At 43.0% G+C, this 12,442-nt stretch carries 10 protein-coding genes; 3 read left to right on the top strand and 7 right to left on the bottom strand.

Features of this window, described 5'->3' with window-relative positions:
• The 6 genes from JKJ11_RS17905 to JKJ11_RS17930 form a co-directional block, all read right to left on the bottom strand.
• Complete coding sequence (locus JKJ11_RS17905) at positions 1-1,197, bottom strand: MFS transporter (protein WP_252039667.1); 1,197 nt, start codon at positions 1,195-1,197, stop codon at positions 1-3.
• Between the two features lie 67 nt (positions 1,198-1,264).
• Positions 1,265-3,760, bottom strand: a complete 2,496-nt coding sequence (gene ptsP / locus JKJ11_RS17910; RefSeq protein ID WP_252039668.1) for a phosphoenolpyruvate--protein phosphotransferase — start codon at positions 3,758-3,760, stop codon at positions 1,265-1,267.
• Between the two features lie 9 nt (positions 3,761-3,769).
• Positions 3,770-6,373, bottom strand: a complete 2,604-nt coding sequence (locus JKJ11_RS17915; protein ID WP_252039669.1) for a glycoside hydrolase family 38 N-terminal domain-containing protein — start codon at positions 6,371-6,373, stop codon at positions 3,770-3,772.
• Between the two features lie 96 nt (positions 6,374-6,469).
• Entirely contained in the window at positions 6,470-7,582 is a 1,113-nt protein-coding gene (locus JKJ11_RS17920) for a PTS fructose transporter subunit IIC (protein ID WP_006070455.1), read from the bottom strand.
• Positions 7,583-7,584: 2 nt separating this feature from the next.
• A complete protein-coding gene (locus tag JKJ11_RS17925; RefSeq protein ID WP_353505907.1) occupies positions 7,585-7,890 on the bottom strand; it encodes a PTS fructose transporter subunit IIB in 306 nt (101 codons plus the stop codon).
• A 15-nt stretch (positions 7,891-7,905) separates the two neighbouring features.
• Complete coding sequence (locus tag JKJ11_RS17930; RefSeq protein ID WP_124941959.1) at positions 7,906-8,355, bottom strand: hypothetical protein; 450 nt, start codon at positions 8,353-8,355, stop codon at positions 7,906-7,908.
• Positions 8,356-8,647: 292 nt separating this feature from the next.
• Between JKJ11_RS17930 and JKJ11_RS17935 the strand changes: the two genes are divergently transcribed.
• Both JKJ11_RS17935 and JKJ11_RS17940 read left to right on the top strand, forming a co-directional pair.
• Positions 8,648-8,797: a hypothetical protein gene (locus JKJ11_RS17935; protein ID WP_006070452.1), complete on the top strand. Its 150-nt coding sequence runs from the start codon at positions 8,648-8,650 to the stop codon at positions 8,795-8,797.
• Positions 8,798-9,295: a hypothetical protein gene (locus JKJ11_RS17940; RefSeq protein WP_252039670.1), complete on the top strand. Its 498-nt coding sequence runs from the start codon at positions 8,798-8,800 to the stop codon at positions 9,293-9,295.
• Between the two features lie 62 nt (positions 9,296-9,357).
• Here JKJ11_RS17940 and JKJ11_RS17945 read toward each other — a convergent pair whose 3' ends face one another.
• A complete protein-coding gene (locus JKJ11_RS17945) occupies positions 9,358-10,527 on the bottom strand; it encodes an MFS transporter (RefSeq protein WP_252039671.1) in 1,170 nt (389 codons plus the stop codon).
• A 414-nt stretch (positions 10,528-10,941) separates the two neighbouring features.
• On the opposite strand from JKJ11_RS17945, the gene JKJ11_RS17950 reads away from it, so the two are divergent.
• Entirely contained in the window at positions 10,942-12,441 is a 1,500-nt protein-coding gene (locus JKJ11_RS17950) for a DUF1800 domain-containing protein (RefSeq protein ID WP_252039672.1), read from the top strand.
• The last annotated feature ends 1 nt before the right edge of the window (position 12,442 follow it).

Consider the following 12,442-nt stretch of genomic DNA (forward strand, 5'->3'; position numbering starts at 1 on the left):
CTATGCGGTCACGATGGACAGTCCTCGCTTTTTGGCGATGAAGGCGAACGAAGCAATGAAGGCATAACAGAGGACAGGAATGAGGTAACTAGTAGGGACATCAAACCTTGTAATTAGCGTTGCTTGCATCATAGGGATAATTCCGCCACCAATACCGCACATGATGAGAATCGCTGATGCTGCACCACTTGCATCACCGAGTCCTGAAACCGCTCGAGAAAATATGATTGGATACATAAATGAATTGCACAGACCAATCAGTATTAGAGCGACTCCGCCAAAAAGCGACGGCGATAAGATAGCAACTGAAAGTAATATCATCGCAATACACGCACCAGAGAACAACGTGTTCATCGCAGAAAGACGTTGGGCAAAAATGCTGTATCCAAAACGACCAAGCAGGGAGCCAGCCCAGTATAAGCTCATTAATGTAGCGGCAACTGGAGCACTGAATCCTCCAATGTTGGGATCAGAAAGGTAACTTATCGTGACGGTACCAATCGACACCTCGACCCCTACGTAAACAAAGATAGTTGCAGCACCAAAAATAAACTGAGGCTGGTGACGTAAGGTAGCCAGATGACTTAGAATTTTCACGCTCTCTGTGCTTCGATAATCGGTTATCGATGAGGAGTACAAAGTACAGGCAAGCAAAACAAGCAATGCGGATAAAACTAAGTAAATGTTGGATAGTCCGATGGAAATCATAGCGACTCCAAGAACAATAGGACCGATAGTTGTACCTAACGAATTGAACGTTGAAGCGATCGTTAACCTCTTAGTTTCGTTCTGGTCGTTACTGGTTCTGATGATGTACGGGTTAGCAACAACCTGCAAAGCAGCTACTCCCATAGCGGTTATAAAAACGGCACTTAACGCGAAGACAAAACTTTCAGCATAAAGACTGATACACAAACAGAGCGAGCCCAAAAATGTGAGCATAAGCGCTACCGTCAGGCTTAATTTATACCCTTTACGGGCCATTAAAGCAGAAGTAGGAATGCTTATGGCAAACGGAGCAAAATAAAAGGCCAGTTGAACAAGCATCGATTGTTCGTAGCTTAGTGAAAATGTCGATTGAAAATAGGGGACTAATATACTGTTTGCAGAAGTTAGTAGACCCCAACTGAAAAACACAGCAGATAACAAAATTAAAGATTGAGATGATTTGGAAGCCACTGAAACATAGGCCCACATTTCTGTGGACCTCCTCCGATGAATACTGATGGTTAATTGCTTATCAGCAATCAGATAAGAACAAGCTTTAGGCGTTGATTGCGTTATTCAAAATGTCGATGACTTGCTTCCGTTCATGAGCTTGCTGCAAAGAGGTACGGAAGTCTTCATGCATGAGTTTGCGTGCGATTTTAGAGAAAATCTTCATATGTGAATCCTTACCCTCTTCAGTGACAGTAAGCATGATAATAATATCAACATCGACATCCTCGCCCCAAGAGATAGGGTTGTCTAAGGTGAGAACGGAGACGCTGTTATGAGAGACACTGGAAGATTTACAATGAGGAATCGCTACTGAAAATCCTAGTGCGGTTGAAAACACGGCTTCTCTGTCCCAAATCGCTTTTTCAACCTCATTTGCACAACCTGTGCGTTCGTTAATCTCTAAGTTATCGCAAAGTAGCTTTATGGCTTCTTCTTTCGATCTAATAGATTGTTGAGTAAATACGAGCGCTTCATCGAGTGTTTCTTTGCCGTCACTGCTGTTGTAAAACGCTGCGACACGCGCTTTCACTTGCTCGCTATTCGTTAAGGTAAGTACTTCATTAACTAAAGCTTCACACTCGTTTACGTTAAGTCGAGTTAAGGCACGTTTGCTTGTGGCAATTTTCGAGGCTGCCATAGAAAACTGTGTGAGCCCACAACCCAATAACAAGGGTTGCGCGATAGGGTCAGCAGCGAACTCGCCACACAGACTAACCTCTAACTTGGCCACTTTTGCCGAACCAATCAGCTGCTTTAGAAATGCGATAAAGGCTGGGTTGAAGTGGTCGTATAGGTCAGCGATGGTTTTGTTTCCTCGGTCACACGCAAAGAAGTATTGTGCTAGGTCGTTACTACCAATAGAAATGAAATCGATGAACTCAGATGCTTGGTCGAAGATGTAAGCAATGGATGGAACCTCAGCCATTGCACCAAGACGGATATTGCCTAACTCATGCCCTTCATTGGCAAGTTCGATAGCCAGTTCGTCAATGAGTTCTCTGCACCAAATGATTTCGTTAAGGTTAGAAATCATAGGCACCATGATAGACACTTCACCAAAACAACTGGCTCTAAGTAATGCACGAAGCTGAGAGCGTATAATGGCGTCATATTGAGGGTACATTCTGACAGCACGATAACCTAAGAAAGGGTTGTCTTCTGCTGGAAAACCCATATAAGCACAAGGTTTGTCACCGCCTATATCTAGAGTTCTAATAACCACCTTGTTACCTTGGCTATGTTTCACAACATTTGAATAATGTTGGAATTGCTCCTCCTCTGAAGGTGGAGTGGTACGCTCGCAGAACAGCATCTCAGTTCGATATAGCCCAATACCATCTGCACCAGACGAATAGATACCCTCAGCTTCTTCGCTTGAGACGATATTGGCGAGAACGTTAACCTTTTCTTTATCGAGTGTCGTTACTTTAAGATCCTTAAACTCTGCGGTTTGAGCCGAAAGTGCGTTGAGTTTTTTGCGCTCTAGTTGATAGAACGCATCACAAGCCACGTTACTCTCTAAAATCAATGCGCCATTAATGGCATCAACAACGAGCCGTTGGCCTTGGATAATCTGCTGAGTGAGGTTTTCTATTCCGACCAAAACAGGAATATTAAAAGAGCGTGCCAAGATTATAGTGTGAGAAGTGCTGCCTCCTTCACCCATCACAATACCTTGAATTAGTGCTTTTGGAAGAGCAAGAAGCTGACTTGGGGTGAGTAGCGTGTCTGAGACCAAAATAGTTGGTGCTGTGATCGTCGGCATTTGACTCAGATCTTCATCGCGAACGATATTAGCAAGTTGAAGAGCGATATCTTTGATATCGAGCGCTCGTTCTTTCAAATAGTCACTAGCGCTATTTTCTAGTGGCGCACATAACTTGTCGCATGCATTTGCGATCGCATCAAGAGTGTTTAACGCATTATTTTGCATCATTAGAGCACGACCTAGCTCTTCATCTTGGGCAATTTTCAAATGTGCTTCGAGTATCTCTTTACATTCGCCTTCAGAGCTAGCTTGCTTCTTCAGAAGGTTTAGTTGTAACGCTTTCAAAGCACTCTGTAATTCACTCTCGATACAAGATGACGTCTGGCTTGGTAATGCAGCGGCCATTTTTCTAAGGTCAGTTTGTTGCCAGAGAGTAGCACTAGCCTCACCTAAACCGACTGAAGCAACGGTACCTCGTACATAACGAGGTGCTGCACGCATTAAACCCACAGGAAGTGGTTGTTCGCTTAATTGGACATTCTGTGTGTCTATCGCATTGTCGATATGGCTGAGTTCAGTATCAACAAATGCTTGAAAAAACATAAGTGCCTCGTTGGCGTCTGAGCCAGTGAAAATAAACTGGCAATGATCGCCTTCCAAGATATCGGCACTAATCATAGACAAGACACTTTTCGCATTAGCAGTTTTATCTTTTGAGCTGTTGACTAAGAGAATGTCACAGTTGAATCGATTTGCTCGTAGCTCAATTTCTTTGGCAGGTCGCGCATGTAAACCATTTGGTAGTGGGCAGATAAAATTAAGATTAGTCATTGTCGTTTCTCATAGTGCTTTGGTTGCAAGGCTTATTGTTACTGGTCGGCACGGTGGTATGTCTGCCGTTTGTTCTACTGGGCTACGTTCGTCTAGTTGAACATTTTGGTATGAGTAAAGAGTTTGAATATCGCCAAATTCGCACGAAGATAAAGTAGGGTTGAAAGCACGTAAAATAATCTGTTCGGAGTGCTCAGATTTCTTTAATGTGCTGAAGTGCAGAGAATTGTTCCATTCGACCAGGCTTTGTGATTCTGGGACGACAAGCGTTGTAGGGTTGAGTCTGAATCTTGCCCAGTCAGTGCCGACATGGCTGATGACGGGTGTATTGATACACTCAACGGTTTGCCAGTACTCAGTTTCCTTTTCACTACAGAAAGGAACCAGAGAAAGAGAGAACTGATGACGGCCTTGAATTTGAGAGTCAGGAGCAGGAAGGACCATACCAGAGGCACGACCTGGTCGATAAGTGAGATTTGCTTGTCCAAGCCACCCAACGCTACGTAGTAGGGTAATAGCAATAGAGTTAGGTGTGTCTTGATGAAACTCGTACTCGCGTAAGCCTTTCGTGACAACACCTAACCCTCGCGACGCATTACGATGTAGCACCATTGATTGCATCGGATAGTTAGCAACAGGTGCTTCGGTCCACGATTCTTGTTGCCAGATATCAAGCTCACCCGGTACGTTCTCTCGAGTGACCAAGCCAAATGGTTGGTCTGCCACATGTTGTGAGCACTCTATGCCTGTAGGGAAGTTGATTTGTAAACGGTGGTCCAAAACGCAGTTATCTAAGTCAACGTCTACATCAATGGCAGGACAGTCATTACGTAGAGTGATTTTGAGAGAAATAGGAAGTCGAGTTGAAGCGACGTGTTGCTTTCTCTCATCAAGGTTTTTAGGAAGCACCATGGAGAAACTTAATGTCATGGTTGACGTTAATACGCCTGTTTCTACAAACACGGTGTGTTCGGCGCTCTTACTGCTAATTATCCAATCATTGAGGAGTGGAGAAAAATTGTAGTTGTCACCTTCGTCAGAACCATCACAGATTTCGAACAGGTTCGGGTATTGAGCGCCATTCCTATGGTCGACAAGATGCAGTGTACCGTTAGTTTGGTATTCAAGCGTGAACCATTGGTTACTGATTACTGATTCTTTGCGGCGGATTGTGTCAGAGTTAGTTGCACTTAGCTTATCTTCTTGAAGGTAAATCGTTGTATAACCACATGCAGGGATATCTTTAACACTCACCATCATGGAGATCTTTCTATACCAAGTTGTTGTTGTGTTATTCGAGAGTTCCTGAATGATCGTCGACATATCTTGTTGTGATTCGTCAATGATTTGATATTGCAGTTCGTTACCTTGCTGATCGACGATGTTAAATTGGTCAGACGGGGTGTAGATGGTAACTTCAACTAAACTGTCACGTTTTTTCGGAATACTATTGAAGACTACGATTTTTGTGCCATCGACAGAGGCTTGAATACCTTGCGTTAACTTTCTGAAGTTGAGATCTAACAATTGCTCAGCGGTTTCGATGCCTGACAAAAGACGATTAAGAACCATTGCATTTACACGGTCTGAGTTGCAACCACCGATACTATCGTGTGCATGACTTTTCATGGCTTCACGCCAGATCTGATTAACGGCATTTTGTGGGTAAGGCAGTCCATTGGTGTAGTTTAATGCCAGCAAAGGCTCCAAATAACGACTGACTAGGGTCTCTAACTTTTCGTTCGCGAGCTTAATATCCATTCGTGTCGAGAAAATGCCACGATGAATTCTCATATACTTAGGATCGAGCATTTCACCTTTGAAGCAATTTAGAGTGGGAGCCGATGTAGCAAGTGCATCGAAATAGTCATCGAAAGAACTGTTCACAAAGTGAAATTCATCTTGAGTTTGGTTGGCATGATCAAGAAGGCTAACTACCTGAAACTCAAAAGGTGATTGGTCATTGCCATTCGGAAGCATGACGTGCTCACTCGCTGCAAACTGGCATTGCTTTCGTGCATTGGAAGTAATAGTTTCGGTAAAACTCATAGGGTCAGTAGGTAACCATTTTGAACACCCATAACCCCATGGAAAGACTGCTGTTGTTATCTTACTCCCGTCTTGGCTCTGCCATTGAAATTCTGTATTGGCGACGAGTCGTTCAGACCAACCACGCCATAAAACTGCTCTATCAATATTGAATTGATTTAACAGCATTGGTAGTTGTTCTGTTTGCCCAAAGGAATCAGGAACATAGCCGGTTTTCATCGCTTGACCATATTTCTCACAGTCGCTCATCCCAAGCAGTAGGTTACGAGTAATTGACTCAGCACTGACGGTGAGAAAGTCCGTTTGAGTATACCAGGGGCCAATCAATATTCTCTGGTTTTTGATAAGAAATTCTAATCGTTCTTTGTGTTCTGGTGCAACTTGTAAATAGTCGTCTAATACAACGGTTTGAGCATCTAATACAAAAGATCCGATATTATTATCTTGTTCCAAATTGGACATTAAATCGTCCATGAAATAATAAAGTAATGCTTTTGAATCGTTCTCAGTAAAATACCATTCGCGATCCCAGTGGGTATGCTGAATTAAGTGAATAGTTTTCATAAGGCGTGATTAACCCCAGAGCATGGGCTCTAATAGTTTTATAATGAAGGTATATGTCAGGGCTAGGTGACTAGCCCTGAACTAAGAAGAATTTGTTTAACGGGAAACGGTAAACTTAGGTGCGTTTTCCGTTTTGTCCTGCTTTGTCGTTTGTTCTCCGTTGAAAACTAACAGGGAACCTACAGCAATGATGGCAGAGCCCGTTGCAATTGCTAAGACGTAAACAAACCAGCTTTCAACAGCAAGCCAGCCGTAGAATCCTGAGATTGGCGCTTTGTTTACGGCTCCTAAGCCTACAGCCATAGCGGCACCAACGGCAGAGCCCAAAACGTTTACTGCGATGATCTTTGGATTAGCCAGTGCAAAGGGAATAGCGCCCTCTGACACACCGATTAGCCCCATCAGTGTTGAGGCTTTGCCTGCTTCTTGAAGTGATGCGGGAAAGCGAGATTTCCAGATTAACGTCGCAACACCAATGCCAATTGGCGGAATAATAATAGCGACTTGGGCTGCTGTATTTGGATCATAAATGCCAGACGCTAATAGAGCCATAGCAGTAGTTACTGCCGCTTTATTGATCGGACCGCCAAGGTCAAAGCCAACCATGCCACCGACTACCGCCGCAAGAACGATTTTGTTGCCGTCAGACATAGAGAGTAGCCATGTTTCTAGACCTCTATTCAATGCCGCCATTGGGTCGCCGATTACGTAAGACATTAGTGCGCAAACGAGCAGAGTACCGCCAACAGGAATAATAAAGATTGGTCCGGCGGAGGCTAGTGACTTTGGTAGCTTAATTTTGGTTGCTAGATACTTGACGATATAACCTGCGAGAAGGCCTGCTGCAAGCGCCCCCAGGAAACCAGTACCGATTTTACCGGCAAGCAAACCACCAATCATGCCTGGGGCTATCGCCGGCTTGTTAGCGATAGCAAACGCGATGTATCCCGCAACAACAGGTAACATTAGCGATAATGCCATACCACCGAAGCCGTCAAAATCGTGGAACAGTCTGACTAGTTGATGTACCGACTCGGCGTGACTGCCATCCCAAATGTTATCGACACCATAAAACGAGGCACCGATACGAGCAATTCCCATCAGTACCGCGCCGGCAATGATGAAAGGGAGCATATATGACACACCGGTCATGATGGCATTCTTAATTTCAGTACCTACTGATTTTTGTCCTGCATTGAACTGGCTCATAATTACACCTCCGCTGTTAGCGCCTCAAACAAAGCAGAGCCGTGCTTAATTGGATCTGCTACTTTGCATTCAATTTTAGGAAGTGAAGCGAAACGCTCAACACCATTTATTGCCACATCAGCTGCGATAATAGCAGCGTCAGCTCGCGCAATATCTTCAGGAGTAATTTCGTTTTCAGCTCCCATACTACCTTGAGTCTCGACTTTTACTTCGAGTCCCAATTCCTTGGCTTTAACTTCAAGCGCTTCAGCGGCCATATAGGTATGAGCTACGCCAGTAGGGCAAGCGGCAACGCACACGATGAACATAATGTAATCCTCTTTTTATTGTAAAAAAAAACACACAACTGCGATAACGCTAGTTGTGTGTTTTTTGATGTTTCTATCAACTAATGTAAGAAAAGCGTAGGCTTTCTCAAGTACAGAGTACTGACATGCTTTTAAAATCTCTGTAAATCCTACAATGGCAATAAAGCTCAATACAAGACGTAGTAAGCGAGCGTGTTGCACCGCGTACTTGTATTCATGGTTGAATCGAGTCGTTGCCATTGGAAGAGAAATCGCTCTAAATGGAGGAATGAGTTCGGCGCTCTTAGTCCATAAATTAGAGTATTGCTCTGCAAGATTGAGCTCGTCTGTTGCGAGTTCTGATTGAGATGCGTTCGTCAGTTTATCTACGGAATCAATAGATTGTGGTATGAAAAACAAACAAAAAGAACGAAGTGCAAGCAATAACAGCTTGATGCACTCCGTAACTTTTAGTTTAAATTTCATTGTTGGTTTCATTTTATCTATCCAATTCCATATTGATGCTTATATTATATTTGAATTCCAAGTATATCCGTGATTGAGATCTCAAATGCAATTTAGCTTTAAATAATTATTCCACTCTCAATTAAAAAATAAATTTTCAATGATTTATGGATTAGTATAAGTAATGCATTTCGTTTGGGAGGATGATAGCGTTGAGCCCATTAGTCGATAAGACTTTAGTCTTGTTTCCTTGAAGAGTTGGGGTATAGCGACTAATTTTGAACATATCTAGATACTGCATAAGGAAATGCATATGGATATTGTCGTGATGCTTACCAGTGGCCAGTTTGGCGTGTTAGAGGACTGCGAAAGCCTTGAGTTAGAAGGTGAGATGGTGGAGTGTTGGGTCGAGGCTGAGGAGAGCTTCGAGTATCGGTCTGGACAAGTAGAAAGAGTGCTCTAGATGAAAAAGTGGATACTACCCGTGATTTTGGGGTTGCTGGTGGCTTATGATTGGTCTTTTTCAAGGGATGCGTTGGACAGCGAAGACTTTGTCGCCTCTTTTGATAAGCAATCCCCCGATGAAAATGACGTGAAATATCATTTGGATACTTTAACGGCTAACAAGAGCCAGTTAAATGCGGCATTAACCTACTACTATCTAGCCATTTTAGTTACTGAAAAAGATACTGAAATGAAAAAAGACCGTGTTGCGTTAGCTAAACAGCTGGATGAAAAGCGACAGGACGTTATTGATAGTTATCGCTTTTCAGAAAAAAATGTCGCTACGTATGATCAGGTTCTTAAGTACGTTGCCGATAGTATTACTTCCGACGAAAAGCGATATAACCGTTGGTACCAGATTCAATTGGCGGGGCAGGGCGATGTAAATCAACGTCTTGTTAAAGTCAATGACATGCACGCTAGCTACTCTCATTGCCAACTTGGTACCTATTGTTAAGTACGAATAAGGCCGTCATTGACGGCCTTATATGGTTTTGTGTCAAAACATGGTTACTTGAGCTATTTCTTAACGACTAAATTGAGGACAAACAACAGCGCGATAGGAAATAGTGAGGCAATCAACATCCACGCCCAGCCTTGAGTATAGAGGACGATTCCCGCTCCTAATGAACCCGCCGCTTGAAATCCAGTGATAGAGAAATCGTTTACAGCTTGCACTTTGAATCGCTCACTAGGCTTGTATGTTTGAGGTAATAATGTTGTCCCTCCGATAAATAAGAAGTTCCAACCCACACCAAGTGCTACTAATGCCCACCAATAATGGTGTACGGAATGTCCTAGTAGAGCGATGACAATACAAGCAAGGAATATAATGCAACCTAAGGATATCAACTTGTAGAGACCGATGCGCTTAATGATCAGCGGAGTGATTAATGACGGTAAGTACATTGCCATGACATGACTCTGAATGACCCATTTTGCGCTTTGGATATCATGTCCATGACCTGACATCGCAAGTGGTGTCGCAGTCATTAAGAAAGCCATAACTGCATAAGCGGTAAGCCCAGCACCGATAGCGAGCCAAAGTAGGGGTTGTTTAAATAGAAGTGAAAGGGTGCGCGCTTCACCAACATCTTTACTGCTATCGTGAATCTCTAGCGGTTTCATTGCGATAGCCAGAATGAGAGCACCAACGATCTCTAAAGTCCCTAGCGCAGCATATGCCCGAGCGTAATCAGACTCAAACATTGGGATAAACTGGCCCAAATTGAGCAGTTCAGGACCAACCCATGCTGCTGCAATGCCACCGACCAAAACCAAACTGATAACACTGGCGTGCTGGGAAGGGTTTGCACAACTCTCTATTGCTGCGAATCGATATTGACCGACGTAGGCTAATTGAGTGCCAAGAATAAAAGTGCTCAGAGAGAATCCCCAGAAACTGCTATTATCGATGTTCCAAGCTGCAAAGAAGGCTGCGACGCTGCTTACTAGCGCAGCGATGACGAAAGCGTGTTTTCGACCAATTTTTCTCTGGATACGAGCAGCGGGAAAGATATTAAGTGATACGCCTAAAATCAAAGCAGTGACCGGAAAAGTAGCGAGGGTCGGGTCACTATGAAGACTGGTACCGACAATGCCTCCCAAAAATACGTTTAAAGCGCCTACAGAGAGGACAAAAGGTTGGACTGTGGCAAGTAACCAAGCATTCCATGGCAGAGATCTCATGACATTTCTTACTAGTAGCACATTAGTTTAGCCTCTATGGTGCAGGAACTGGCTAGAAAAGCAATCTGTAATTTGTTTAAAAATCGGCTATTTGCTCACCTTATAAAATTCTTCAATGAAAATTGGAATATTCAATCTAAATTATCGAAAATTGATAATTATCTAAAAAATACTTTTGTTTTTCATTAGTTATTCTGATCTATTTGTTGTTAAAGTAATTATTCTTATTTTATTATGTTGTTTAAAGTCTAATTGTTGTGGTTAATATAATCTCTCTATAAGTGTTTGTATTGATTTTTATATATTAAACTTTGCTTAGGAAGGGTTATTTTAAATCTGCATTTTGTGTTTGAAATATATTTTGTGGGTACTAGTTTTATAATTGCGAGCTAGGGAATAATATAAGGAATAACTATGGATGGTTTATCATATAAACAGGCATCTAAATTTCTTGATGCAGCGACGATGGGAATTAAGAAAGGCGATGTTGAAGCGTTATTAGTTAGTGATGATAGAAACGGCTGGATCGACCAACAGATTAACCTCAGTTACACAAATCATGTTTCACAAACGTTAATCCAGCAGCAACAGCGTGGTCAAACAACTCTCACTCAGGAAATGAGAGTCTGCGCTTGGTTTGATCTTGCTTTGCAAGATGAGGCTCAGTTACGTCAACGAGTTGCCTTCGCACTCAGTCAAATACTGGTTGTGGGCGACCGTGATGCGCAGTTGGCACCGTATCCATTAGAGTTGGCCAATTACTATGACATTCTGACAACCTACGCTTTTAGCGACTACAAAACGCTGCTTTACCATGTCACACGCTCACCCATCATGGGTCATTACTTGACTATGGTGGGTAACCTTCCCAAGTCTCAAACTGGAGTGAATCCAGATCAAAACTATGCACGAGAAATCATGCAGTTGTTTACGATAGGTCTAAATAAACTTAATCCAGACGGAACACTTTACTTAGATTTGGAAGGTAACCCCGAAGCTAATTATGACGATGCCGATGTAGAAGATATGGCAAGAATATTTACTGGTTGGTTTATGTCTAATAGCAGCATGAATGCTCCTATGGAAGCAAACAATTCTTACCACGATATGGAATCAAAAAAGGTGTTGGGAGAGAGCTTTCCGGCTGGCGTTGGAGCGGAACAAGAACTCGATCACGTGCTGGAAGTGTTAGTCAAACACCCTAATACCGCCCCGAATATTTCTACCTTGTTGATTAAGCGATTTGTCACCTCTAACCCGACTCCTGCCTATGTAGGGCGAGTCTCATCCGTGTTTAAACAAACGGATGGAGACCTAGCTGCAGTGATTAAAGCAGTGTTACTTGATGACGAAGTAAATGCAGAAGGAAGTCTATTTCGCGCGAAACTTCGTGAGCCCATATTGGCCATGACCTACCTGTATCGTGCTCTGGATAGCAAACCGGGGGCAGGCGCAACTATCACACCAAATGCCATGCTATATCAAGACACTTTTGGTCAATATCCACTGGGTTCACCTTCGGTATTTAATTTCTACTCTCCAGATTACCTACCAATGGGCAGTCTTGGCGGACAAGGGCTAACTGCTCCTGAGCTTGAGATCATTGATTGGAACCAAACCGTAAAAATGAGCAATATTGCTTGGAAACTGGTTACCGATAATGGTTATAAAACTAGCTCAAATAGTTCTGGAGAACTCTATCCGGATGTGTCGGATTTTGTGTCGGCATCTGGAGACTACTCACAGCTTATAAATTTAATTGCAAATCGATTCTTTGGAGGAGAAGTTCCTGCAGATTTAGCGCCTCGATTTGAAGGTTTATGGAATGCGAAAAGCGATAATAATAAACCCTACTCGGTATCAGCCATGCTTTATTTTGCATTTATCTCTCCCAACTTTATGGTTCAGGAGTAAA

This window comes from Vibrio sp. SCSIO 43133 (assembly GCF_023716845.1).
Taxonomy (GTDB): domain Bacteria; phylum Pseudomonadota; class Gammaproteobacteria; order Enterobacterales; family Vibrionaceae; genus Vibrio; species Vibrio mediterranei.